20 protein-coding genes are annotated in these 23331 nt (G+C 51.1%); 11 read left to right on the top strand and 9 right to left on the bottom strand.

Annotated features, from left to right (window positions below; translation table 11 throughout):
- Positions 1–18: 18 nt before the first annotated feature.
- Positions 19–1254 (top strand): DUF418 domain-containing protein, encoded by a 1236-nt coding sequence (locus ACFODX_RS02290; RefSeq protein ID WP_378115647.1) that lies wholly within the window; start codon positions 19–21, stop codon positions 1252–1254.
- Between the two features lie 179 nt (positions 1255–1433).
- Positions 1434–1850, top strand: coding sequence for a PilZ domain-containing protein (locus ACFODX_RS02285; protein WP_378115645.1), 417 nt, complete (start codon positions 1434–1436; stop codon positions 1848–1850).
- Positions 1851–1923: 73 nt separating this feature from the next.
- Here ACFODX_RS02285 and ACFODX_RS02280 read toward each other — a convergent pair whose 3' ends face one another.
- The 3 genes from ACFODX_RS02280 to ACFODX_RS02270 all read right to left on the bottom strand — a co-directional run bounded on the left by ACFODX_RS02280 (position 1924) and on the right by ACFODX_RS02270 (position 4962).
- On the bottom strand, positions 1924–3219 hold the full coding sequence (locus ACFODX_RS02280) for an MFS transporter (RefSeq protein WP_378115643.1): 1296 nt from the start codon (positions 3217–3219) through the stop codon (positions 1924–1926).
- Between the two features lie 296 nt (positions 3220–3515).
- Complete coding sequence (gene ppa / locus ACFODX_RS02275) at positions 3516–4046, bottom strand: inorganic diphosphatase (RefSeq protein ID WP_324256884.1); 531 nt, start codon at positions 4044–4046, stop codon at positions 3516–3518.
- Between the two features lie 88 nt (positions 4047–4134).
- Positions 4135–4962 (bottom strand): FHA domain-containing protein, encoded by an 828-nt coding sequence (locus ACFODX_RS02270; protein ID WP_378115640.1) that lies wholly within the window; start codon positions 4960–4962, stop codon positions 4135–4137.
- Positions 4963–5099: 137 nt separating this feature from the next.
- Here ACFODX_RS02270 and ACFODX_RS02265 point away from each other — a divergent pair, with 137 nt between their 5' ends.
- Together ACFODX_RS02265 and ACFODX_RS02260 are read left to right on the top strand one after the other, a co-directional pair.
- Positions 5100–5444 carry a SelT/SelW/SelH family protein gene (locus ACFODX_RS02265; RefSeq protein WP_378115638.1) on the top strand — a complete coding sequence of 115 codons (345 nt, stop codon included), beginning with the start codon at positions 5100–5102 and terminating at the stop codon, positions 5442–5444.
- Between the two features lie 141 nt (positions 5445–5585).
- A complete protein-coding gene (locus ACFODX_RS02260; protein ID WP_378115636.1) occupies positions 5586–8177 on the top strand; it encodes an efflux RND transporter permease subunit in 2592 nt (863 codons plus the stop codon).
- Positions 8178–8273: 96 nt separating this feature from the next.
- On the opposite strand, the gene axe2C is transcribed toward ACFODX_RS02260, so the two are convergent.
- The 5 genes from axe2C to leuS all read right to left on the bottom strand — a co-directional run bounded on the left by axe2C (position 8274) and on the right by leuS (position 14445).
- Positions 8274–9356, bottom strand: coding sequence for a bifunctional acetylxylan esterase/glucomannan deacetylase AxeC2 (gene axe2C, locus ACFODX_RS02255; RefSeq protein WP_378115634.1), 1083 nt, complete (start codon positions 9354–9356; stop codon positions 8274–8276).
- A 106-nt stretch (positions 9357–9462) separates the two neighbouring features.
- Positions 9463–10236, bottom strand: coding sequence for a GDSL-type esterase/lipase family protein (locus tag ACFODX_RS02250; RefSeq protein ID WP_378115632.1), 774 nt, complete (start codon positions 10234–10236; stop codon positions 9463–9465).
- A 121-nt stretch (positions 10237–10357) separates the two neighbouring features.
- Complete coding sequence (gene holA, locus ACFODX_RS02245; RefSeq protein ID WP_378115630.1) at positions 10358–11407, bottom strand: DNA polymerase III subunit delta; 1050 nt, start codon at positions 11405–11407, stop codon at positions 10358–10360.
- 2 nt (positions 11408–11409) lie between these two features.
- The gene (locus tag ACFODX_RS02240; protein ID WP_378115628.1) at positions 11410–11937 is read right to left on the bottom strand and encodes an LPS-assembly lipoprotein LptE; all 528 of its coding nucleotides are present in this window, start codon (positions 11935–11937) and stop codon (positions 11410–11412) included.
- 45 nt (positions 11938–11982) lie between these two features.
- Positions 11983–14445: a leucine--tRNA ligase gene (leuS, locus tag ACFODX_RS02235; RefSeq protein WP_378115625.1), complete on the bottom strand. Its 2463-nt coding sequence runs from the start codon at positions 14443–14445 to the stop codon at positions 11983–11985.
- Positions 14446–14589: 144 nt separating this feature from the next.
- Between leuS and ACFODX_RS02230 the strand changes: the two genes are divergently transcribed.
- Together ACFODX_RS02230 and ACFODX_RS02225 are read left to right on the top strand one after the other, a co-directional pair.
- Positions 14590–14940 (top strand): hypothetical protein, encoded by a 351-nt coding sequence (locus tag ACFODX_RS02230; protein WP_378115623.1) that lies wholly within the window; start codon positions 14590–14592, stop codon positions 14938–14940.
- 160 nt (positions 14941–15100) lie between these two features.
- Positions 15101–16045: an alpha/beta hydrolase gene (locus ACFODX_RS02225; RefSeq protein WP_378115621.1), complete on the top strand. Its 945-nt coding sequence runs from the start codon at positions 15101–15103 to the stop codon at positions 16043–16045.
- A 22-nt stretch (positions 16046–16067) separates the two neighbouring features.
- On the opposite strand, the gene ACFODX_RS02220 is transcribed toward ACFODX_RS02225, so the two are convergent.
- Positions 16068–18182 carry a S8 family serine peptidase gene (locus ACFODX_RS02220; RefSeq protein WP_378115620.1) on the bottom strand — a complete coding sequence of 705 codons (2115 nt, stop codon included), beginning with the start codon at positions 18180–18182 and terminating at the stop codon, positions 16068–16070.
- 470 nt (positions 18183–18652) lie between these two features.
- Here ACFODX_RS02220 and rplU point away from each other — a divergent pair, with 470 nt between their 5' ends.
- The 5 genes from rplU to ACFODX_RS02195 all read left to right on the top strand — a co-directional run bounded on the left by rplU (position 18653) and on the right by ACFODX_RS02195 (position 23285).
- Positions 18653–18970 (top strand): 50S ribosomal protein L21, encoded by a 318-nt coding sequence (rplU, locus tag ACFODX_RS02215; protein ID WP_324256872.1) that lies wholly within the window; start codon positions 18653–18655, stop codon positions 18968–18970.
- 16 nt (positions 18971–18986) lie between these two features.
- Positions 18987–19247, top strand: a complete 261-nt coding sequence (gene rpmA, locus ACFODX_RS02210; RefSeq protein WP_049631027.1) for a 50S ribosomal protein L27 — start codon at positions 18987–18989, stop codon at positions 19245–19247.
- A 197-nt stretch (positions 19248–19444) separates the two neighbouring features.
- Complete coding sequence (gene cgtA, locus ACFODX_RS02205; protein ID WP_378115617.1) at positions 19445–20647, top strand: Obg family GTPase CgtA; 1203 nt, start codon at positions 19445–19447, stop codon at positions 20645–20647.
- Between the two features lie 135 nt (positions 20648–20782).
- The gene (gene proB / locus ACFODX_RS02200; RefSeq protein WP_378115615.1) at positions 20783–21907 is read left to right on the top strand and encodes a glutamate 5-kinase; all 1125 of its coding nucleotides are present in this window, start codon (positions 20783–20785) and stop codon (positions 21905–21907) included.
- Between the two features lie 88 nt (positions 21908–21995).
- Positions 21996–23285 (top strand): hypothetical protein, encoded by a 1290-nt coding sequence (locus tag ACFODX_RS02195; protein ID WP_378115613.1) that lies wholly within the window; start codon positions 21996–21998, stop codon positions 23283–23285.
- The last annotated feature ends 46 nt before the right edge of the window (positions 23286–23331 follow it).

Here is a 23331-nt window from a genome sequence, read left to right as displayed (position 1 = left end):
TACTAACAAGAGGATGTTATGCACGACGATATTACTCCTGCCCCGATTCCTGTCCATGCTTCATCGACCCGATCCAACGCTGAAATAGCCCAGCCCGTAAGGATGCGTATGCCGAGCCTGGATTTGCTGCGCGGTATCGCAGTGCTGGGTATTTTGCTCGTTAATATCTATTCTTTTGCGCTGCCTGAAATGGTGCGTGTTGAGCCTCTGTTCCTGCCGGATTACAACGCCAGGGAGCAGTTGCTTTGGTATCTCATTTATTTTTTCGCAGACGGTAAATTCATCGCGCTATTGAGCCTCGCTTTCGGCGCCAGCCTCTGGTTTTTTGCGCATGATAAAGCCTCGCTCAGCCTCTCAAGGCTGAATCAGTTGCAGCGCCGCCGCAGTCTGTCACTCTTGGGGCTGGGCGCTGCCCACGCTTACCTGTTGTGGGATGGTGATGTATTGGTCACCTATGCGTTGTTTAGCTTTCTCGTTTGGCGCTGGCGCGTGTGGAGCGATAACCGGTTAATCGCTGTCGCGCTGTGCTTGTTTGCGCTACAGACCCTGCTCTATGGTTCGTTGCTTTTGATGCCGGCAGATGCTTGGCAGAGCATTAGTGATATGTTTAATGAGCAAGCGTTGCAGCAAGAGCTGGCACATTATCAGCAGGGCTGGTGGCAACAGACGCCGCAACGTATCTCCAAAGCATTTGAAATGCAGCTTGCCACAGTATTTGGCGGTTGGTTTCCCGCGTCGATGATGTTGATCGGCGTTGTGCTTGCACGTCGCGGCGTTTTTTCCGGCAGTACATTGGTATCTCCTACAAATTTATGGGGGATTAGTCTCGGCGCTGCGTCGCTCATGTTACTGGTGGTATTGCTTAACCGTAGTCAAGGCTTTGTGTCCCAGTTTGCGCTGACCTTGGGGATACAATTGCAAATGTGTGCAAGTGGGTTGATGGCGATTGTGTATGCTTTGTGGATTTGCCGCTGGGCCCAGTGCGGAAATCTCTCTCACATCGGTGCATGGTTGCGTGCAGCATTAGTTGCGGTGGGGCGCATGGCGCTGACCATTTACCTGATGCAAACATTGATATTTACCGGGCTGTTTTATGGTTATGGGCTTGGCTGGTTTGGGCAGTGGCCGCTTTCACAGTTGTTATTGCTCATTCTGGCGGTTTGGTTATGCCAAATGATTTTTGCATTTTTTTGGCTGCGCTATTGTCATGCTGGCCCTGTAGAAACTATTTGGCGCAGGATGATTTACAGGTGAGTCGAGTCTTTTCGGTGTAAGCATTTATTATTGTGGGGATAATACGAGCTCAGTAGGAGCATGGATTTCATCGCACTTTTTGTTCTAAGTCGTCACGTTTTTGATGAAAATCCTGTCCTATGCCACTGCTAGGTGACAATTACACTGTAGAAACTACCGAAGAGAAATGGTGAGTTTCTATGCGCACGTTTATTCGTCATCCCACATCAATTCCGATTCAGGTTTGTGCAACCGGCGACGAAAATGCGCAGGTGCGGGTGCGCAATTTGAGTGCTGGTGGCCTGTGTTTTATTACTGACAGGCCCGTTAAGGTGGGTACCAGAGTGGAGTTTGATATCCCCATTACCAAGCCGGATTACCACGGCGCAGGGGTGATTGTGTGGCGGCGCGAACAGGCGCCAAATTCTTATGAGGTGGGAATTCGTTTTACCAGTGACGATGAGTTTTTTCGTGCGCGTATGGTGGAGCAGGTGTGCCAGATTGAGGATTATCGCCAGCGTTTGGCGTTAAAGGGGCGCAACCTCAGCAGTGAGGAGGCGGCGATGGAGTGGATTGCGCGTTATTCTGCGCAGTTTGATCAGCCAGACCTTCACTGATTTGATGGCTAGTATCAACCCATAAAAAAACCGGCCTTTTGGCCGGTTTTTTTTATGGGTTTGCATCACCTGATTAGTCGTGTTTGTGATGGAAAGGCGCAAACCAGCAGATGAGGAAGGACGGAATGGTCGCGGCCATCACAAAGATAAAATAGCCCACGTAACCCATCGCCTGTTGCAGTACACCGCTGACCATGCCGGTCAACATCATGCATAAACCCATCAGCGCAGTGCCAAAAGCGTAGTGTGTAGTGGCGTATTTCCCGGGTGCTAATTGTTGCATCAGGTAAATCATGAAACCTACAGAGCCAATACCGAAGAAGAATTGCTCGATAATCACCCCAAGGCTAATTAACAGGTGACTTTCGGGTTGATAAAACGCCATCAGCAAGAAGGTTATGTTGGGGATATTGACGCAACAGCAGAGTGGGAAAAGGGCTTTTTGCAGGCCTTTTTTGGCCACATAAGCGCCGCCAATCAGCGAGCCGATCAGTAGCGCAACCAGGCCAAAGGTGCCGTAAATAATGCCGAACTCCTGGTTCGTCAGCGCGAGGCCACCGTTTTCTGCAGAGTCCTTCATAAACAGCATGCTGGGTGCATTGAGAAAACCGAAGCTGATGCGGAACAACAGGGCAAAACCAATCATCAACCAAATGCCTTGTTTTTGGAAAAAGGTAACAAAGGCATCGACCAGGGTTTTGATGGCTTCGGCGGGAGTTTTGGGGGTGTTTTCGGCGCGCGCGCCATCGGGCATGACGCGCCAGTGCCAGGCGGCCATCAACAGCATTAATACGCCCAATAATCCAAACACAATTTGCCAGGACTTAATCCACTCGGGGCCGGATACATGGGGGTCAAGGCCGAAGTAATGTTCGTGCAAAACCCCGCTCAAAACCACCATAACACTCATCATGGCCAGTTTGCCCAGGTTCCAGCTCAGACTTTGCCAACCGCAATAAAGCGCCTGTGATTTGGCGTCCAGCGCGGTGACATAAACGCCATCGGTGGTGATGTCTTGGGATGAGCCAATAAAGGATAGGACCCAAAAAAATAGCAGCATCAAGGTGATGTAATTAGGCAGGTTCATCACCAGCGCAACGCCAATAAAACCTGCACCGAGCAATATTTGGCACAGCAATACAAAAAACTTTTTGGTTTTATACATTTCCAAAAAGGCGGCAAAAAAAGGCTTGATGGTATAAGCCAGGCCCAGGGCGCTGGCATAGGCAGCAGCGCTGGCGTTATCCATGCCAAGGTTGCTGAACATGACGACGGCGGCGGCGGTGAGCATGTTGTAGGTGAGTGCCATCGTAAAATAGCCAGAGGGCACCCAAAGTAAAGGGTGTTTGGTCGCAGGGGCAGAACTCATAGGAAATATCCTGATATGGTTACTGTTATTTTTTGGTGGCAACAACCCGCTTTTTTACTGAAAGCTTATGGGTGTTACTCACTGCCTCTGGTTTTTTGTTGGTGGCTTAATCCCTGCCGGTTGTAGCTGTGTCTAACGCTTTTGGAACAGAGGCCACTCCGGGTGGCCTCTGTGATCTCTCTCACCTGATCAAGCGGTTGATGCTACTTGGGTGTTAATTCTTTTTTAAAAATTTTTTATGCCGACCTGTTGCGAATTCATTGTTACGATCTGATAAACGCACAGGTCGGTGGAGCTTATTTGCCGGCTTTGTAAGTTTCAGCGGCTTTTAAAATTTCTGCGCGTGCTTCTTCCACATCGCCCCAGCCAGCTACTTTTACCCACTTACCTTTTTCCAAATCTTTGTAGTGTTCAAAGAAGTGTTCGATTTGTTTGAGGGTAACTTCAGGCAGGTCTTGCAGGGTTTTTACATTGCTGTAAATGGTGGTGAGTTTATCGTGCGGAACGGCAACGATTTTTGCATCTTCACCGGCTTCATCGGTCATTTTCAGCACGCCCAGCGGACGGCAGCGGATGACTGATCCGGCTTGCACTGGCTGAGGGAATACGACCAACACGTCTGCGGCATCGCCATCGCCACACAGGGTGTGAGGAATATAGCCGTAGTTACAGGGGTAGTACATGGCGGTGCTCACCAAGCGGTCAACAAAAAGTGCATTGCTGTCCTTGTCGATTTCGTACTTGATGCCGGAATTCATCGGGATTTCGATAACAACATTAAAGTCGTCGGGCAGGCTTTTGCCCGCAGGGACAAGTTCAAAACTCATAGTGATTTCCTGAGGTCTGGTGAATTAAAGCGTGAATGGATGAACTGGGTTTGAATAGCGCAGCGGGTGCGCAAATAGGCAGCGGATTCTACCACAACAAAAACAGCAGGATAGCCGCTGCAACTATGCCGGCCGCTGCTAATGCCAGCCAGGCTTGTTGGCGGCCCCGGCTGGGGCCGGGTTCAACGCGATTGCCGGGAGATGTGGGGCGGGTTTTCCAGCGCTTGGGTTCGCTGCTGGGGATTTTGCGTTCGACCGGTTTGAGTTCATCGATAGGTTTGCGCAACCGCTGTTTGGTTTCATCCAGACTGGGTGCCACTATGCGAAAGCTGTAAACATCCAAACGCAGGCGGTCGCCATTGTTGGCGGTGGCGTTATCTATGCGCAGTTCATTGAGAAAGGTGCCATTGGCCGAACCCAGATCCTTGATGCGCAGATGATTGCCTTCAATGCTGATTTCGGTATGGCGGCGCGAGAGATGGGTGCCGGGAATGACAATGTCACATTGGTTGCTGCGTCCTATCACCATACTGCGTTCAGGCGGCAGGATAAATTGTTTGCCCGGCAGCCAGCTGCTATCTGAAATCAGGCGCCAGGGTAGGGCATAGGCGTCCTTCGGGCGGTCGGCGAGGCTGCGGGGGTCAAGCACAATGATTTCGCTCCGGCCCAGTTTAATAATATCGCCGGGTAAAATTTCGCGTTGGGTGATACGTTGTCCGTTAACAAAGCAGCCGCTCGGGCTGTTGTTGTCCTTGAGAAAATATTTATTGTTTTCTTGCAGTATTTTGGCGTGGTGATCGGCTACCCCGGGGTCGCTAATGACCAGATGGTTGTCGGTCGCGCTGCCGATAAAAAAGACTTTCTCCACAACCCAGAGCGGCGGCTGGCGATTATCCTTGAAATGGAGTTTAAGCATCGAAGGTTCCGTTTGTCGCCTTAGTCATCTTTTTTGATGGCAAAGTGTCAGACTTTTGTAGTTTTTGACGCCTAATTGCTGAACTGTGTGACGTCTCCACCCGAATTCTATTAACTCCAATCCCAAAGGGCAAACATATGACTGATATCACTTTACCCCCGGTGCCAAGCCTGCCGGATGCAAGCAACCGGGTGGTTATCCATTACTGCAACCTGTGTCGCTGGATGTTGCGCTCCGCCTGGCTTGCCCAGGAGCTATTGACCACCTTTGATGGCGAGCTGGACGAGGTGACTTTGCATCCGGGCACCGGCGGCGTTTTTCATGTCTGGCTCAACGGTGAGCTTATCTGGGACAGGGTGCGCGATGGCGGGTTCCCTGAGGCCAAGGAACTAAAGCAACGGGTGCGCGATCTACTCTGTCCTGATCGCTCGCTCGGCCACTCGGATGGACACCAGCGCAATGAGCCGCAAGCAGCGGGCTGACTTTTGTAACTTTTGCCTTTTTGCGCTTATCGCTTGATGGCCTTTTTACTGTTTTAGCCCGGGGCGGCTGGCATAATGGCGCCGCTCGCGGCCGGCGCCCGGTCGCACCCTCTGAAGGACTCAACTCCACCGGATTATTTCATGCACACATTGAAACGTTTTTATTGGTCGCTGAATCGCGCTTATCGCGCTCTGGTTATCAATCGTCCCTATCATGTATTTACCGGTTTGGTGGTGCTCACCATTCTGGCTGCCTTTGGCATGACCAACTTCAAACTCGATGCCTCGGCCGATTCGCTCACCCTGGAAAACGATACCTCGATTGATTACTTGCGGGAAATTTCCAAGCGCTATCAAAGCGGTGATTTTCTTGTACTGACCTACACGCCCAAGGCGGATATTTTTTCTGACGAATCGATCAACACGCTAAAACAATTGCGCGATGAGTTGGCGAATGTTGATGGTGTTGCCAGCGTATATTCAATGATTGATGTACCGCTGTTATACAGCCCTATGCGCTCCCTGGCGGAACAAAAGGAATCTACCCTCACACTGCTTACACCCGGCGTGGATCGCGCGCAGGTGAAGCAGGAATTTCTTACCAGCCCAATCTACCGCGACATGTTGCTCAGCCCGGATGGCACAACATCGGCGATTCTGCTCAACCTCAAAGTTAACAACCAATATATTGAAATGGCGCGTCACCGCGATGCGCTGCGCCTTAAAGCGAAAAATGGCGAATTGAATGAAGCGGAAATGCGCGAGTTGGAACGTGTAACCGCTGAGTTTCTCGACTACCGCACAGCGACCGCCGCACAGGATGCAACACGTGTGGAAATTGTGCGTGGCATAGTGGAGAAGTATCGCGACCGCGCGCAGATTTTCCTCGGCGGTGTCACCATGATTACCTCCGACATGATTGCCTATATCAAAAGCGATTTGGTGGTGTTTGGTTCGGCGCTGTTGTTATTCATGGTGTTTATGTTGGCATTTTTATTTCGCCAATGGCGTTTTGTCATACTGCCGCTCACTGCCTGTTTAATGTCAGTGACTTTGATGCTCGGTTGGTTGAGTTGGATTGATTGGCGGCTCACGGTAATTTCATCCAACTTCGTCGCCTTGTTATTGATCATGGTATTTGCCTTTACCATTTACATGGTGGTGCGCTACCGCGAATTACACGCGATTGATCCGGATATGGATCAAGCTGATCTGGTATTGCAAACCGTGCGTGACATGGCGGTTCCCTGTCTTTACTCCGCACTCACTACCATAGTGGCATTTATGTCGCTGGTGATGAGTGGCATTCGGCCGGTTATCGATTTTGGTTGGATGATGACTATCGGTTTGGTGGTTGGTTTTATTCTGGTATTTGTGGTCTTGCCTGCCGGGTTAATGATTTTGCCTAAAGGCGAGCCTAAGGATCGCGGCGATAACTCCGCTGCGCTGACGGTGAAGTTTTCACGTTTAGCGGAATTCCACGGCGGTAAAATATTATTGGTGACATTGCTGGCGGTGCTGATCAGCGTCTGGGGTATTACCAAACTGGAAGTCGAAAATCGCTTTGTCGATTATTTTAAAAGCGACAGTGAAATTCATCAGGGGCTCAGTGTGATAGATCGCCAGTTAGGCGGTACAGTCACTCTGGATATTATTCTGGATGCAGAAAAAAATACTGTCGAAGTACTTGAGGCTGATGCTGTCAGTGATTCTGGAGAGGATGATCCCTTTGCCGAGGCTGCAAGCGATAGCCCGGGCGCTGAAGCATTCGATGAAGAAGATCCCTTTGCTGAAATGGGTGACGAAGACGCCTTCGCCGACTCTGAGAGCAGCAGTAAAACTCAGCCCAGTTATTGGTTCAGCGTGAATGGTTTGGATCAAATTAAAAAATTACACAATTATTTGGAATCCCTGCCGGAAGTGGGCAAGGTGCAATCACTTGCAACTGTGTATCAGTTGGCGCATGACATCAATAAAGGAAAACTCAACGACTTTGAGTTGAATGTGCTGCGCAATATGCTCTCGGACGATATTAAAAACTTCCTGATCAAACCCTACCTTGTTGATGATGTGCAGCAAACCCGTATTACTTTGCGCGTGATTGAAACCACACCTGATTTAAAGCGCGCCGAGCTGGTTGAGCGCATTCGCCAGTATGCAATCACCGAAGGTGGTTTTAAGCCAGAGCAGGTAAACTTTACCGGTATGTTGGTGCTTTATAACAACATGCTGCAAAGTTTATTCGCCTCACAAATTGCCACCATTGGCGTAGTGTTTGTAGCGATTATGTTAATGATGATGCTGTTGTTCCGCTCGGTAAAAATCGCCTTTATCGCCATACTGCCCAATATGATTGCAGCAGGTACAGTGCTGGGCGCTATGGGATTAGCGGGAATTCCGCTGGATATGATGACTACCACCATTGCCGCGATTGTGGTTGGTGTTGGTGTCGATCAGGCCATCCAGTATTTCTATCGCTTCCGCACCGAGTTTGCGCACGATGGTAATTATGTGGAAGCCATGCATCGCTCCCATGCATCGATTGGCCGCGCTATGTATTACACCTCGGTCACAATCATTGTGGGCTTTTCAATTTTGATGTTGTCGGAATTTATTCCATCTATCTATTTTGGTGTGTTAACGGCGTTTGCTATGTTGATGGCGGTGATTGGCTCGCTCACACTTCTGCCTAAATTAATTTTGTTAATAAAACCATTTGGGCCGGGAAAATAGCGCTTGGGTTTAATTTCTGACGTTGTTTTGATTTTTACAGGGGCGCGATTTATCGCGCCCTTTTTATTTTTTGCGACTATATTGTTGCGCGTTAAACTACCAATGCATCAGCGCTTTAATTTGCGGCGTTAGATCTTTTGCCATGGCTGCATGTTGTAATTTGGTTGGGTGTGCATCCTGCGCATCGCCGGGGTAGTGGTTGGATACCAGCTGATGGACGCGATTGTTGTTCACCCGTGAAATAGTTTCGCGCAAATAGTCGATGAGGGCCGCTTTTTTCTCACCGTTTAAAATGGCGCCCTCGGTTAAGGCTATTTGGGCTTGGGGGTGGTTGCGCAACAGTTTGTTAATGAGTTGCACATAAGCGCTGACATAAGTTTCACGTGCGGGAATGCCGGGGCTGAAATCATTGGTGCCTATGGCAATCAAAATAACATCCGGTTGATAGTTTTGGTGATTCCACTGCATTTTTGGGTCGCTATCACCCAGAGTAAATTCATAAAAATCAGTCAGATTTTTATCATCGGTTTTTCCATTCCAGCTGCGCACCAAACCGCGTCCGCCCCAGCAAACCAAATTGACTTGAGCGTTTAAACTCCTGGCGATGAGCATGCCGTAGGACTCGCGTGCATTCCACCAGCGTGTATTTTTCTCCTCGCCAGCAACTCTATCGATGGCTTCACCACAAGTCACCGAGTCGCCCAACAGCATTATTTTTCGCGCGGGCAATTCCGGTGCGGGTAAAAATTTTTCACCGGTTAATTCCAGTTTTCCCAGTTTTACGCTGCCATGCCAATTCTCCGAGCGGTGAATAATGTCAACCCTATGCCTTTTCACCTCGGGAAAATTAAACAGTTCAATGGTTTGCCATTGCTGACTGATTTTTTGCGTACTTTGAAGTTGGCCGTCTACCAGCACATCAATCCAGGAGTTGCCATTTGAACTTTGCAGATCGGCTTTCAGTGAACTGCCAATCACCTGAGCACTAAAACTGACGCCGGGAAAACCAAATACATAACTCTGGTCTGCAGCGCTGTAGTTGCGCCCCATAATAGCCAACGGGGCCTGGGCCGCTGTTATGTTAATTAGCTGATGGGTGGGTGCGTTTGTTTTCATACTGGTGCAGCCGTGCAAGGTGAGGGCGATAAAAAAATAAAATAACAGGCGCAAATTGTTCATGGTGTGTTTGTCTCTGTTGTTTGTAATGGAGTGACCGTCAGGTTTTTATTGAGTGTATCGGTCTGGGTTGTTGAAGCCGCGCTTGCAGAGCGCAAGCGCGAAAGGATTATTGCAACAGTGTTTTAATGTCGGGCAGCATGACATTAAGCCAGGCTTGATAACCCTTGGGTGTGGGGTGGAGGAAGTCGGCCATTATGTCGGGCGAAATACTGCCATCTTTTTGCAGCAGTGCTGTGCCATAGTCCTTAAAGAAAATAAGCTGGTTATCACCTAGTTTGGCGATGATGTTATTGACCTGTTTTACCATGGCGCGTTTCGGTGAGTTGGCTTTTTCCTCAAAGGGTAAAACAGCATTTAATAAAATTTTGCTCTGCGGCCAGGCCAGTTGTAATTGTTGGACAACCGCCGTTACACCGGCGGCAACCTGCTCGGGTGTTTCGTTGTAGAGGCCGAAATTATTTACACCAATCAACAGCACAATTAATTTAGGTTGCAGTTGGCCGATACTGCCGTGTTGCAGGCGCCATAACAGGTTGCCGGTGCCGTCCCCGCCAATACCAAAGTTGGCGGCCTTGAGGGGTTTAATATGTTGCTCCCACAATTGCCAATCCCAGCCAGCGGTGATCGAATCGCCAATAAAAAGAACCTCTACCTTGTCATGGGCGGCGACCAATACGTCCTCCGCATGCAGGCGATCCCAATCGGCTATAGACATCCAGGAGTGATCTACGGCGCGTTTGGCCGGCATTAGCCCGCCCGAAACATTGGTGGCATGACTAAACTGGCTTGTGGCAGCAGCCAGCGTGAAACTGGCGATGGAAAGAAAGCGGGTGAGACCTGAACGCATAAAAAATTCCTGCAGTTGGGTTAAAAAACGCATGACCATCTCCTGTTGGCGATGTCAGGCAGTTAATTGCGCAGGCTGTGTGTTTTTTTAAAATCGTTTTTTTGTTTTTGTTTTTGTTTTTGTTTTTGTTTTTGTTTTTGTTTTTTTGGTTCTTTTATTGCTTCAAGCTTAGTCGTTCATTTTGCACATTTAAACTTTGTACCCCGGCGATATTTAAAATCAGATCCAGTAATTCGTCCCAGGGTTCGGCATTGCGCATGCCTTTTACGGCCTTGTCTATACCGTTGGCTTTGCGCAATAGCTGTTGTAGTTGCGCCGGTTTTAAACGGCGCAGTGCCGCTTGAATCAGCGGCTGGCGTTTATCCCATACTCCGGCTTGTTTGGCGGCCCATTCAAAATGTTTGCCCTGGGCAACGGCTTGGGAGATTTGCACCAGCGCGCGAATTTCGCGTGTGACGGCCCAGAGTACATTGATGGGTTCAGTGCCTTCGGTTTTTAGCCCTTGCAGGGTGCGCACTGCAGCGCGCGCATCGCCATGCAGGGCTTTATCGGTCAAACCAAACACATCATAGCGCGCACTGTCAGCAACCACTGACGCCATCAGTTCATAGCTGATGCGATTATCGGTCGCGAGCAATTTTAATTTTTCAATTTCCTGCGCGGCGGCGAGTAGGTTGCCCTCGATACGTGAAGCGAGCAAATCTATGGCATCGCTATCGGCTTGCAGGCCGGATTGCTGCAGGCGCACCCCGATCCAGCGCGGCAATTGTGCAGGCAAGACTGGCCAGACTTGAATGTGCTGGCCTGTATCTTCAATCGCTTTGAACCATTTACTTTTTTGGGTGGCACCATCCAGTTTTTCGGTGACGATTAGTAGCAAATTATCCGGTGCCGGTGATTGCGCATATTCCTGCAGAATTTTCCCACCCTTGTCGCCCGGTTTGCCGCTGGGCATGCGCACTTCAATGATTTTTTTTTCAGCAAAGAGCGATAGGCTGTTGGCAGCGGCTAAGAGTTGCCCCCAGTCAAAATGGGTATCTATGTGGTAGAGCTCGCGCTCACTAAAACCATTTTTGCGCGCGGCGGCGCGTATCTGGTCGCAGCATTCCTGAATCAATAAAGGTTCATCGCCAGAGACCAAATAAATAGCGCCCAGCTGTTTATTCAGGGCGGCGGATAATTGTTCCGGGCGCAGCTTGGGCATGACTATTTCGTTGCCGCAGGTTTGACGGGTTTGGTAGAGAGGGTTTTGGTGCGGCGCAAAATAGTTTGCGCCAATTCGCGACGCATTTCCCGCAGTACCAGTTCCTCTTCCCGCGCTGCACTGTTGGCGTTATTCACGTTGTAATCGTAGCTGCGTGAAACCCGTGCGCGGGTATTGAGCGGAGTAATCACTCCCGCCTGATTGCTCACCGCATAATCCACAGTCAGGATAATTTCATAGGCGCTGGTCAGTGCATTGCTGCCCACACCCGCGGTGCGTTTATCCATTATTTCTGCCTGCAGCGACAAGGTTAATGAATCGGCAGTAGGGCTGTTTATTTCGGTGATATTAAATGGCTGTAGCGATTGACGCAGCGCATCGGTAAGCGGGGTGTGGTTGTCCTCGCTGGTGATAATCAGATTGAGCGGTGTGGTCATTGCCAGTTTGTCGCCATCGGCCGTTGAACCGCGCAAATGCCAGCCGCAAGCAGAGAGGGTGAGAATTAATAGACTGGCGATAATTTTTTGCATAAAAAATCCGTAGGGCGGGTTCGCGTGGCAACCCGCCGTTGATAATCAATTGGCAACAATGTTTACAAGTTTGTTGGGCACAACAATCACCTTGCGCACGCTGATGTCTTCCAAAAACTTCTGCACATTTTCTTGCGCCAGCGCCAGTGCTTCCAGTTGCTCTTTGGGGGCATCTACCGGCGCATCCAACTTGCCGCGCAGCTTGCCGTTCACCTGCACAACGACTTCGATGGTGGAGCGGGTGAGAGCGCTCTCGTCCAATGTTGGCCATTTTTCATTGAGCGCAATAGTGGTATGGCCGAGCGCTTGCCAGAGTGAATGGCTAATGTGCGGCACAATCGGGGCGAGCAACAAAATCGCCGCTTCCAGCGCTTCGCGTTCAACGGCTAATCCGAGTGGATTGGCGCGGTCGGCGAGTTTGCTGGTCTCGTTCAGCAATTCCATGGTGGCGGCAATCGCCGTGTTAAAGGTTTGGCGGCGGCCATAGTCGTCACTGACTTTTTGGATGGTCTCATGGGTTTTGCGGCGCAAGTCTTTTTGCGCTTGCGGCAGTGCGTTGACATCAAGCTTGCCCGGTGTGCCCGCGTTGATATGGCCTTCCACTGCTTTCCACAAACGGCGCAAGAAACGGTTGGCGCCTTCAACGCCGGAGTCGCTCCACTCCATGCTCTGCTCTGGTGGTGCAGCAAACATGGAGAACAAACGAACGGTATCGGCGCCGTATTGGTTGATCAGCTCTTCCGGGTCAACGGTGTTGCCTTTGGATTTGCTCATCTTGGTGCCGTCTTTGAGTACCATGCCTTGGCAGAGCAAACGCTCGAAGGGCTCGTCGCAGCTCACCAGACCTTCGTCGCGCATCAACTTGTGGAAGAAGCGCGAGTAGAGCAGGTGGAGGATGGCGTGTTCGATGCCGCCAACGTATTGGTCCACTGGAAGCCAATAATCGGCCGCGGCTTTGTCGAGCATGCCGCCTTCAAAGTTGGGGCAGGTGTAGCGCGCGTAGTACCAGCTGGATTCCATAAAGGTATCGAAGGTATCGGTTTCGCGTTCAACCGCTTGGCCATCCAACTCGGCTTTGCGCCATTCCGGGTCGGCTTTGATGGGCGAGTGCACACCGTTCATCACCACATCTTCCGGCAGCAATACTGGGAGCTTGTGCGCCGGAACCGGAATTTCACCGCCGTCGGGCAAGTTGAACATAGGGATAGGTGCGCCCCAGTAACGCTGACGGGAAACACCCCAGTCGCGCAGGCGATAGTTGATTTTCACCTGACCTTTACCAGCCATTTCCAGGGTGCTGGCGATGGCGTCAAAGGCAGCGTTGAAGTCCAGGCCGTCGTATTCGCCGGAATTGACCAGCACACCTTTTTCGGTGAAGGCGGCTTTGTCCAAGTCAATGGCTTCGCCATTCTGCGGAGCAATAACTTGAGAGATTGGCAGGTTGTATTTCTTGGCAAATTCGTAATCGCGCTGATCGTGCGCTGGTACAGCCATCACTGCGCCTGAGCCGTAGTCCATAAGCACATAGTTGGCGACCCATACAGATACTGGCTCGCCGGTAATCGGGTGCAGGGCTTTGATGCCGGTATCCATGCCGCGTTTTTCCATGGTCGCCATATCGGCTTCCGCTACCGATTGCACTTTGCACTCAGCGATAAATTGCGCCAGTGCCGGATTGCTTTCTGACAGTAGTTTGGAAATAGGGTGTTCAGCCGCAAGGCTCACGTAGGTCACGCCCATGATGGTATCGGGGCGGGTGGTGTAGATATCAAAACCGGTAAACTCGCCCACCGGCGATGCCAAATCAAAATGCATCTCCAAGCCGCGGCTTTTACCGATCCAGTTGCGCTGCATGGTTTTGACCTGCTCTGGCCAGTTGGGCAGCTTGTCCAGATCATTCAACAGTTCTTCGGCATAGGCGGTGATTTTGATAAACCACTGCGGAATCTCTTTGCGCTCAACCAATGCGCCTGAACGCCAGCCGCGCCCATCAATCACCTGCTCGTTGGCCAGTACAGTGTGATCTACCGGGTCCCAGTTCACTGTCGCCATGCGTTTGTACACCAGCCCTTTTTCGTACAAGCGGGTAAAGAACCACTGCTCCCATTTGTAGTACTCAGGTTTACAGGTGGTCAGCTCGCGCGACCAATCAAAACCGAAACCCAGCTGTTTGAGCTGGTTGCGCATGTGATCAGTGTTGGAATAAGTCCAGGCAGCCGGTGCAGTTTGGCGCTGCAGCGCGGCGTTTTCTGCCGGCAGGCCAAAGGCGTCCCAGCCCATAGGATGCAGCACGTTTTTGCCCTGCATACGCTGGTAGCGGGCGATCACATCGGTAATGGTGTAGTTGCGCACGTGCCCCATGTGTAGCTTGCCGCTGGGGTAGGGGAACATCGCCAGACAATAGAATTTTTCTTTGCTGGGGTCTTCAACCACTTTGAAGCTGTTATTGGCTTCCCAGTACTGCTGGGCTTGGGCTTCTACATCGGCGGGGGAGTATTGTTCTTGCATGGGGCGCTCGTGCATTGGAATCTAGGGCCTATACTGAAGGTGAAGTTTTATACAATAGATAGACTATGAGAAAGGCGGAGATTATAGAGGCTGTACTGCCTGTGTGGGTATAAATATCTAATCCGTATACGGGAGCTATTTACCATGAAGCCGACTGACAATTCGAGCCCCAAAAAGGCTGGCAATCCCTATCACGTCAACCAGCTTGATCTGCCCTTTAGCCCGGAAGAGACAGGGGCTCTGGGGGCGTTAAAACAAGAGGTGGATGAGCTGGTCAAGCTGGAGCTAACGGCAGAGCAAATGCTGGGTGAAGAGGTGGATCTGGCTAAGGCCTACATCCGCGAGGATGCGCATAGTGTCTGGTCGGATTTAAAATTGGGGCTGTATGAGTGGGAGTTAATTGCCGGCGATTGGCTGTTGCGCGCCGCCGACCCAACCCGGGTGGATTGGCAGTTGCATCACTGGTGGGGTGACGACGAAACCCATTTGCACTGAAGCTGGTTGCAGCTGCTATGATTTCATCGCCCGGCCAATACCGGGCGATCTTCTTAAAAGGCCTGGTAGTTTAAAAAAGGCATACCGCTCAAACGACTTATGTCGGCATTGGTCAAACCGGTCAGTCATTATTAACCGGCGTTTCTGACGAGATCTCCCTATGTCTGTTATTCATCGCATTTTCCTGCCTGTGTTTTGCTTTTTTTGTATTGGAGTAACCCCTCACGTGTTTGCCGATCAGCCTTCCGCTTCGCGCCCTGTTGGTGCTTTTTACCTTTGGGATGAAAAACCTTTGGTCAGCCCTGACCGTGAGCACGTCAAAGACCAGCGAGTCTATGCGGTGGATAACGCCTCAATGACGCCCTATTGGCCAGAGGCGGCCAAGGCCAATGGCGCGGCGGTGGTGATTTTTCCCGGTGGTGGTTATGTGCGTCTGGCGATCAATCACGAGGGGCACGACATTGCCAAATGGTTTGCTGCGCGGGGCGTGGCGGCGTTTGTGGTCAAGTATCGAATGCAGGAGCACGGCTTTCCGGCGCCCTTGTTGGACGGCCTGCGCGCGGTGCGGCAAGTGCGTAAACATGCCGGGGCATGGGGCATAGAGCCGGGCAAAATAGGTGTAATCGGTTTTTCAGCCGGTGGCCATTTGGCGGCCAGTGTCGCCACGCGCCATGATTTTGGGTTTGAGAATGACCCGCTCGCGGCGATCAGCGCCCGCCCGGATTTTGCCATCCTCGGTTATCCCGTTATCACCCTCGAAGGTGCTGATGCCCATGCAGGTTCACGCAAGGCGCTGTTAGGAGATAACCCCGATTCTAGGTTGCTCAGTGAAAACTCCCTGCAGACACAAGTGAAAGCGGATATTCCGCCCGTGTTTATGTTGCATGGTGTGGGCGATCAGGCGGTGCCGGTGGGCAACAGCCTGATGTTTTTTAATGAAGTGCAGAAGTTCAATAAACAATCCGAGCTGCATATCTACAACTCAGGTATTCATGGTGTGGGCATGATCCAAGGGCAGGGCACGGTATCCAACTGGCCGCTGGCATTGGAATCCTGGCTGGCGGCGCTGGGCCTGTTATCCCCTGCGCCTGCCAGCAAGCATTGACGTTTTTATGCCAGTCGGCGAGCTAGAAGTCGCCGACCCAAACCTGATTGTCCTGATTGCGGCGGAAGCTGGAGATCCGCCCACACTGCGCAAAATGGTTGCTGCTCGCATAGGGCGCGCCGGGCTGGCTGATGTTGCCCTCCCAGCCCGCACCGTTGCTGATGAAAGATTTAAATTCAAACCAGCCGTTGCGGGTGCGCGAGCAGTCCATTTCCACATCCAGCATCCAGTAATGACTGCCCCACAAGTTCAGTGGGCTTAAGCCATAGCCATCGCTGCTGACATAACGTGCAGCCCCCCAGGCGGCGGGCCAGATATTGGTGGTCCAATCCAGTGGCGAGCCTTGGGCGCTGCTACTCTGGGTGGCCTCGGCGCCATACCAATCCAGAAAATCATCGCCTTGTTTCCAGGGCGCGCTAGTGGCGTTGCGTAGATTTAGATGGCGGATGGGAATGGCGCAGTGCTGATTTTCCGCGGTACAGTTAATTCCCTGCTGGGCTGCATACGCATGGTCTATACCGCCGCGGATGAACAAGTTCTGATTAGTTTGTGTGATGCCCTCGATAAAAATCACTGTGCGCTTCCAGTCGGCCCTACTGCAGGCTGGGGTTGTTTCTATTGAATAGCGCAGGTTTCGGTCATCGAAGCGAATGCGATGGTTGCCGCCGCAGGGCAATTTAATATTATTCCCGTAAGGCTCTGCTTGGCCGTCGCCCTCGTTATCGCCGTAGTTTTGATACCAGTCACCCAGAAGGTCAAATTTGAACTGCATGCTGGTGCCTGCGGCTTGCGTTATCTGGATTTCCCAGGTGTTGTCGGCCACCAGCGTCATGGGGGTGGCGGCCCAGTTATTGGCATCACCGCGAAACGTCAGTTGCTCAAAGTTGGCGTTGAACCCGGTGATGTTGCTCGATAGCAAAAGGTTGGGTGAGCCACTGCCGGTATTGAGGAGTTTGCTCTTGTTGGCCTTATCAGCAAGTGCCTGTGCTACCTGTGCGGGGGCTGCCTGTGGTTGTTGCTGGAGGTAGAGCGCTACAACGCCGGCAACATGGGGCGCTGCCATGGATGTACCGCTCTGTGAATTGATGGCAGTCGTGCTGGTGTGCCAACTGGAGCTTATGTACTGACCCGGTGCGAACAAATCAATGCAGCTGCCCCAGTTGGAAAAGTCTGCCCGGCTGTCAGTGAGTGTGCTGGCGCCTACAGTGAGTGCACTCTTGGCGCTTGCAGGTGAGGTGTTGCAGGCATCCTCGTTGCTATTGCCTGCTGCTACTACCACGCTGATCCCGGCCGAAACTGCGTTGTCCACCGCCAGGTTGATGCTGTTAAAGCGGCTGCCGCCCAAGCTCATGTTTACTACTGCAGGACGTTGGTGATTAGCGATAACCCATTCCAATCCCGCAAGGATTTGGCTCCATGAGGTGGTATTGCTACAGTCAAAAACCCTTACAGACCATAGTGTTACTTCCTTGGCAACACCGAACATATTGCCGCCGATGGTGCCCGCCACATGGGTGCCGTGGCCGGTGCAGTCATCCAGTGCGGAAGGGTTGTTTGCAAAGCTCACCCCTCCGGCTACCCGCCCGGTAAATTCCTGATGGTCAGCCCGTATGCCCGAGTCGATGACATATACGTTTACGCCCGCACCTGTGCGGTTGTAAGTGTAACTATTGCTTAACGGCAGGTGTTCCTGATCGATTCTATCCAAACCCCAGACCACCGGGCTTTGGGTTCGCACATTGGTATTAATCTGGTCGGCATATACCCAGCGGTCAGCTTCAATAAAAGCTACTTGAGGGTTGCGTGATAGTGCGTCGAGGCTATTTGAGTTAATGGCCAATCTGGCGCCACTGCTCTTGCCGATATTGATTTTGAAGCCCTGCAGGGCGCGCTTGAACTGATGCTCCACAACAAAGCCTTTGTCACCCAATTCCTGTTTTAGCGCATTCAGTGTGGCTTTGTTTTGGGCATTGGCTTGGGGTTTTAGTACAACCACATACTGATCGGGAATGCGTAGTGGATGATCCAATCCGTAAATAGGTGCAGGCTTATCAGCAGCTACCGCTAGGCTCGCGAAGGCGCAGATCAATGTGCAAATAAATCCCGCCAGTTGCGGCTTAAAAATGGCTGAATACATGAAAGGTGCTCCCCTGTGTCCTTGTGTTAGTGCGTTGCAGGCCATGCACCATTGCCGTTGTTATGCCGGCAGTTCGTGTGGCAGCTTTGGTGATTTGAGGGCACTGTTGATGGGGATATGGGCAGTTTATTCTGCCTCTGTGTTACGAATCGTATCGCTTTGCGTATTTGAAACGGAGGTTGCCTGAAAATCAAGTGAATTTTTGAGGAAATAATGAGCTAAATTGCCGCAATAAGGCATGTTGAATATTTTTTGAGTAGAAAAGTAGCGTTTGGGAGTGCGGGCTTACTTGGCTGCTCACGCAGAGTACTGGCACGAGTCGCTTCAGTAGTTGCTTCAATTGATCATAAGGCATACAATCGCCGCCCCTGAAATCAGGTATACGACGCTAGTCCCAAACGCCAAGGCATTTCGCCCGGCTACTTCGTGTCGTCCAAGCCCAGTAATGGGTGATTAGTTTGGAGCAATAAATGAGCGCATACGCAATTTTTGAAAGCGGTGGCAAACAGCATCGCGTAGTTGTGGGTGAAACCCTCAAACTCGAAAAAATCGATTTCGCCACCGGTGGCGTTGTTCAATTCGACAAAGTTTACCTGGTTGCCAACGGTGCAGACGTCAAGATTGGCGCTCCTGTTGTTGAAGGCGCAACAATCACTGCAGAAGTGGTTGCCCATGGTCGTGCTGACAAAGTGAAAATCATCAAATTCCGTCGTCGTAAGCACCACATGAAGCGTCAAGGTCATCGTCAGTGGTTCACTGAAGTGAAAATCACTGCAATCAACGGTTAATTGAGGAGGCTAGAAAATGGCTCACAAGAAAGGGGTTGGTAGTTCCCGTAACGGTCGCGATTCAGAAGCGAAACGCCTTGGTGTTAAAGCCTACGGCGGCGAATTGATTTCTGGCGGCAGCATCATCGTTCGTCAACGTGGTACCAAGTTCCACGCTGGTCCAAACGTAGGTCTGGGTAAAGACCACACACTGTTCGCGAAAGTGGACGGTACTGTTAAGTTCGAAATCAAAGGCGCTTTTGGTCGTCAGTACGTCAGCATCATTCCTGCTGTTTAATACTGCGCTGAAACCAGCCAAGCTTGCTGCTTGCAGTGGGCGATAAAGAACAATAAAAAAGCCCTGCCGTTTCCGTCAGGGCTTTTTTATATTCAGGACGAATGGTATGTCGCGAGTGCATGGATGCACAGGAGCGACGATATATTTAAGTTTGAATTATTTTTTGTTTTGTTATTTTTATTCCTCTGGAGTGTGTTGTGAAATTTGTTGATGAAGCCCCTATACATGTTGAAGCCGGTAACGGTGGCAACGGATTCATGAGCTTCCGGAGGGAAAAGTTTATTTCCAAAGGTGGCCCGGACGGCGGTGACGGTGGCGACGGCGGCAGTGTGTATCTGGTGGCCGACGAAAACCTGAATACCCTGATCGATTACCGTTTCGTGCCCAAGTATCGCGCTGAAAACGGCGAGAAAGGCGGCAGTAAAGATTGTACCGGCGCCAAAGGTGCCGATTTATTTCTGCCTGTACCCGTTGGCACCACAGTGATTGATACTGATACCGATGAAGTCTTTGGCGATCTGACTGAGCACGGCCAAAAATTAAAAGTCGCGCAAGGCGGTTTCCACGGTTTGGGTAATACCCGTTTTAAAACCAGTACCAACCGCACCCCGCGCAAAACCTCACTGGGTACACCGGGCGAGATGCGCAACCTGAAACTCGAATTAAAAGTGTTGGCCGACGTTGGCATGCTCGGTTTGCCCAATGCCGGTAAATCCAGCTTCATTCGCGCGGTGAGTTCGGCCAAACCCAAAGTGGCGGATTATCCCTTTACCACCCTGGTGCCCAATCTCGGTGTGGTCAAAGTGCAGCAGCACCGCAGTTTTGTGATCGCGGATATTCCCGGTGTTATCGAAGGCGCTGCTGAAGGCGCGGGTCTTGGTGTGCGTTTCCTCAAGCATTTGACCCGCTGCCGTATTCTGATGCACATGGTGGATATGGCGCCGGTAGATGAATCCAATCCGGCGGATAACGTGCGTATCATCGCCAATGAATTGGAAAAATTCAGCCCGACGCTCGCCAAGCGCGACCGCTGGTTGCTGCTCAATAAAATTGATTTGTTGCCGCCCGATGAAGTTGAAGCGCGCTGTCAGGCAGTGGTGGATGAGCTGGGTTGGACTGGCCCGGTGTTTCGTATTTCTGCGTTGAATCGCGAAGGCACTATGCCGCTTGCCGGCAAGGCGATGGAATTGCTGGAGCAGATTTGGGAGGAGGAAAAAACCAACCCTGAAGTGCGTGAGCGCGAGTTGGAAATGCAAAACCAAATGGCACAGGAAGCGCGTGATCGTATTGAAGAATTGCGTGAGCGTCAGCGCGAGGCGCGCCGTGCGCGCGGTGAAGAGGATGATGATAATTTCAACGAAGACGATTATGACGTTGAAGTTATTTACGTGAATCACTAAACCCGCGACATGAGTGCGGTGCAAATATAGTGTAATCTCACGCCCGGACATTGCGCCGGGCGTTTTGCATTAAGCGCCGCAGGATTCGCCAATCACTACAAACTCCCTATTTATTTTGATAAGCGCATTTACGTCATGAGTAAAAGAGACATTGTTCCGCAGGCAAAACGTTGGGTGGTAAAAATTGGCAGTGCGCTGCTCACCAATGATGGCAAGGGGCTGGATGCAGAAGCCATTGCCGGCTGGGTAAAACAAATGGCCGAGCTGCGCCTGCGCGGTATTGAACTGGTACTGGTGTCCTCCGGTGCGGTCGCCGCCGGTATGCGCCGCCTGGGTTGGGCGGCGCGCCCGACAGAAATTCATCAGTTGCAGGCAGCTGCAGCCGTCGGGCAAATGGGTTTGGTACAAACCTATGAAGTGGAATTCCAGCGCTATGGTTTACTCACGGCGCAAGTGCTTCTGGATCACGATGATTTATCTTCACGCCAGCGCTACTTAAATGCGCGCTCCACCTTAAAAACCCTGGTGGGTTTAAACGTGGTGCCGGTCATTAATGAAAACGACACAGTCGTCACCGATGAGATTCGTTTTGGCGATAACGATACTTTGGGGGCGCTGGTTGCCAATTTGATTGAAGCCGATTTACTGGTGATTCTCACCGATCAAAAAGGTATGTACGACAGCGACCCGCGCAGCAACCCCGATGCACAATTGCTGAGTGAAATCGCTGCCGATGATAGCCGCTTGGAGCAAATGGCCGGTGGCAGCGGCGGTGCGTTGGGGCGCGGCGGCATGATTACCAAAGTGCGCGCGGCACGAGTGGCGGCGCGCTCCGGTGCAGACACAGTGATTGTCGGTGGCAGAATTGAAAATGCATTATTGCGTATCGCCGCAGGTGAAAACCTGGGCACGTTTTTATGGGCCGAGCAACAGCCACAAGCCGCGCGCAAGCGCTGGATCTCCGGCCAGTTGCAAACCCGCGGCACCATTGTGTTGGATGACGGCGCCGTGCGCGTGGTGCGCGAGCAGGGTAAAAGTATTTTGCCGGTGGGAGTCAAAGACGTGCGCGGTGATTTCACCCGCGGTGACATGGTGATTTGCGAAGATTTGAACGGCAAAGAAATCGCACGCGGTTTAATTAATTACCACGCCGACGAAGCGCGCAAAATTATCGGCAAGCCCAGCAGTCAAATCGCCGAAATTCTCGGCTACCGCGACGATAACGAATTAATCCATCGCGATAACTTGGTGTTGAGTTAACCCATGAGTACCTCTGCTTTTTCGATTGTTTTTTATCAAAAAACTTCGATACCAGAGGAGCGCAGAAAAATGTTAAGGGAGGCATTGCATGAACAAGGCAGTAACACTGACGGTAGTATTTGGTTTGGGCGGGTTGTGCGGCTATCAATTGGGGGGCGATGCTCCACTTAAGCTCGAGTGGGGCACTGCCCAAGTGGAACTGGATTCTACTGTTGAGGCTGCGGTGCCGTCGGTTCAGCAGGTTGACAACAATAATGCGCGGTCTCGTCCTGTAGTGTCACCCCCCTCTACGGACGAAGTTGTCCGTCGTCTAAGTGTGCAGACACCTAAAAGCCAGTTTGAGGGGTATCGTGCGCTTCAACAGCTGGAGCTTTTATCTTCTTCAGCAATTCAAGATATCCTGTTATCGCTGGATGAGTCCCAAGCGCAGCTTAAGGGGCAGATTGCCTGGTTCTTTGCGGGAAAGTTTCCTGAACAATCTTTTATGTTGATGGAGTCGTCCATCGGCGAAGATCTTGCAACAACTTTGTTTGCTAATTTGGCTCTTAATCAACCTCAAATGATGTATGAATGGTTGCAGCAGCACGAAAGTGATTTTGTATTTATGTTTCCTGCTCCAGAACAGCAGCTTGAGAGAAAAATGGTGCTGTTACAGGCATTGTCAGTTTTCCCTGATTGGCAGTGGATGGCTTATGAGGAGGGGATACGGCTAGTGAGGGAAAGTGTTCGTCCGCAAGATAAATGGAGCAGGATGGGATTGGCCCAGACTGTGGCGACAGCTAATCCGGTGGCGGCAATTGATTATGCGCTAACGCAACATCAAGGACTGGTTGATGTGACGTTGCTCAATAGCGCCTTGGCTATATATGCCAAAACTGATCCGATGGAGGCAAAAAAATTGTTCCTTGAAAATCAGGGTTACGCTGATGAATGGGCGGTGAATGCTTTGTTAGATAATTTATTTAGCCGCGCCTATTTTACTGACGCCTATCAGCTCATTGATAGCCTAAATGATAAAAAGATGGCGGAGTCAGTCGCGGTAAACGGGGCCAGTAAAATTCACATTTATGGTAGTGAAAAGGTGACTGAATTTGTTGCGTCAATTAAAGATCCGTCGTTAAAGTTCAAGGCGGTTAGCGCGGCCACTCAGTCAATGGCTATTGCTGGCTACCCGGTAGAAAAGTTACTTGAGATTATGGATGGCAACCTGCGCGATGTTTCTGTTGCAGAAAAGGCATTTTCTTATGCATGGACCTTAAAGACCGGTTACAAAGATAATCCCCAGTCGCTGGCTGCATACATGAGTCGAATGAAATTTAATAACAAAGAGCTTGCAGAAGAGGTGGAAAAAGTTCTTGGGTATATCAAGGATTCCTAATGTCTATGGTTAATGCTGTAAAGCCTGTCGCTATTGAAAGCGGCAG

It is taken from the genome of Cellvibrio fontiphilus (genome assembly GCF_042646205.1).
GTDB classification, from domain to species: Bacteria; Pseudomonadota; Gammaproteobacteria; order Pseudomonadales; family Cellvibrionaceae; genus Cellvibrio; species Cellvibrio fontiphilus_A.
Note: the sequence above shows the minus strand (reverse complement) of the source record. Positions and strands in the feature narration are given on the sequence as shown.

What these genes read in the sequence shown, in the direction of transcription:
- rplU (WP_324256872.1), top strand. Translation starts at nt 18,653, where the DNA reads ATGAGCGCATACGCAATTTTTGAAAGCGGTGGCAAACAGCATCGCGTA.
- proB (WP_378115615.1), top strand. Translation starts at nt 20,783, where the DNA reads ATGAGTAAAAGAGACATTGTTCCGCAGGCAAAACGTTGGGTGGTAAAA.
- ACFODX_RS02290 (WP_378115647.1), top strand. Translation starts at nt 19, where the DNA reads ATGCACGACGATATTACTCCTGCCCCGATTCCTGTCCATGCTTCATCG.
- leuS (WP_378115625.1), bottom strand. Translation starts at nt 14,445, where the DNA reads ATGCAAGAACAATACTCCCCCGCCGATGTAGAAGCCCAAGCCCAGCAG.
- ACFODX_RS02220 (WP_378115620.1), bottom strand. Translation starts at nt 18,182, where the DNA reads ATGTATTCAGCCATTTTTAAGCCGCAACTGGCGGGATTTATTTGCACA.
- ACFODX_RS02195 (WP_378115613.1), top strand. Translation starts at nt 21,996, where the DNA reads ATGAACAAGGCAGTAACACTGACGGTAGTATTTGGTTTGGGCGGGTTG.
- ACFODX_RS02240 (WP_378115628.1), bottom strand. Translation starts at nt 11,937, where the DNA reads ATGCAAAAAATTATCGCCAGTCTATTAATTCTCACCCTCTCTGCTTGC.
- axe2C (WP_378115634.1), bottom strand. Translation starts at nt 9,356, where the DNA reads ATGAACAATTTGCGCCTGTTATTTTATTTTTTTATCGCCCTCACCTTG.
- ppa (WP_324256884.1), bottom strand. Translation starts at nt 4,046, where the DNA reads ATGAGTTTTGAACTTGTCCCTGCGGGCAAAAGCCTGCCCGACGACTTT.
- ACFODX_RS02280 (WP_378115643.1), bottom strand. Translation starts at nt 3,219, where the DNA reads ATGAGTTCTGCCCCTGCGACCAAACACCCTTTACTTTGGGTGCCCTCT.
- holA (WP_378115630.1), bottom strand. Translation starts at nt 11,407, where the DNA reads ATGCCCAAGCTGCGCCCGGAACAATTATCCGCCGCCCTGAATAAACAG.
- ACFODX_RS02260 (WP_378115636.1), top strand. Translation starts at nt 5,586, where the DNA reads ATGCACACATTGAAACGTTTTTATTGGTCGCTGAATCGCGCTTATCGC.
- ACFODX_RS02265 (WP_378115638.1), top strand. Translation starts at nt 5,100, where the DNA reads ATGACTGATATCACTTTACCCCCGGTGCCAAGCCTGCCGGATGCAAGC.
- rpmA (WP_049631027.1), top strand. Translation starts at nt 18,987, where the DNA reads ATGGCTCACAAGAAAGGGGTTGGTAGTTCCCGTAACGGTCGCGATTCA.
- ACFODX_RS02250 (WP_378115632.1), bottom strand. Translation starts at nt 10,236, where the DNA reads ATGCGTTTTTTAACCCAACTGCAGGAATTTTTTATGCGTTCAGGTCTC.
- ACFODX_RS02230 (WP_378115623.1), top strand. Translation starts at nt 14,590, where the DNA reads ATGAAGCCGACTGACAATTCGAGCCCCAAAAAGGCTGGCAATCCCTAT.
- ACFODX_RS02225 (WP_378115621.1), top strand. Translation starts at nt 15,101, where the DNA reads ATGTCTGTTATTCATCGCATTTTCCTGCCTGTGTTTTGCTTTTTTTGT.
- ACFODX_RS02270 (WP_378115640.1), bottom strand. Translation starts at nt 4,962, where the DNA reads ATGCTTAAACTCCATTTCAAGGATAATCGCCAGCCGCCGCTCTGGGTT.
- ACFODX_RS02285 (WP_378115645.1), top strand. Translation starts at nt 1,434, where the DNA reads ATGCGCACGTTTATTCGTCATCCCACATCAATTCCGATTCAGGTTTGT.